Raw genomic sequence first — 535 nt, forward strand, 5'->3', positions numbered from 1 at the left:
GGCCGCCGATCTGGGCAACCCAGAGGCGCAATACTATGTGGCGGAGCAGCTAGCGCCGCGAAGCAAAGCGCCTGGGATTGCGAGGCAGATGTATCGTTGTGCTGCAGAACAAGGGCATGGCAAAGCAGCAAATGAATTAGGAAACGATCTGGCAGTCGAGAAACTCTACATCGGAGCCGTAGAAGCATTTCAACTTGGAGTAAAAGGCGGGGACTCTTCTTCCGCCAGCTTTTTAGAAAATGGCTTCAAAACCCCCCCTCCCGACGACGGCATGTATTACATGGCGCTGAAGTTGGACCCTGAGCGCAGTCGCCGTTATCGTTTAATTTGGAAACTCCTCTACGACTACTCCTACCTGCAACCCACGGTAGAAGAAGTCGACCAGATCGTGCCGCTGCCGCCGGCCCCCTTGCCGCCCTGGGACGGCGGCTTCCGCTGGCTGAAAGCCTTTCGTGGGCCGGGACCGGCTCAGCCCAGCGAAGATCTGATCCAGCAGCTGGCCGAGGCCAAGCAGCTCGACCCCGCCACCGGCCTG

The 535-nt window shown here is 58.9% G+C and carries 1 protein-coding gene; it reads left to right on the top strand.

Annotation, left to right across the window (positions count from 1 at the left end):
• Window positions 1-535, top strand: a 535-nt coding sequence (locus LQT98_RS23850; protein WP_231465735.1) for a DUF6396 domain-containing protein, incomplete at both ends; no start/stop codon positions are given.

This window comes from Chromobacterium aquaticum (assembly GCF_021129195.1).
GTDB lineage: Bacteria > Pseudomonadota > Gammaproteobacteria > Burkholderiales > Chromobacteriaceae > Chromobacterium > Chromobacterium aquaticum.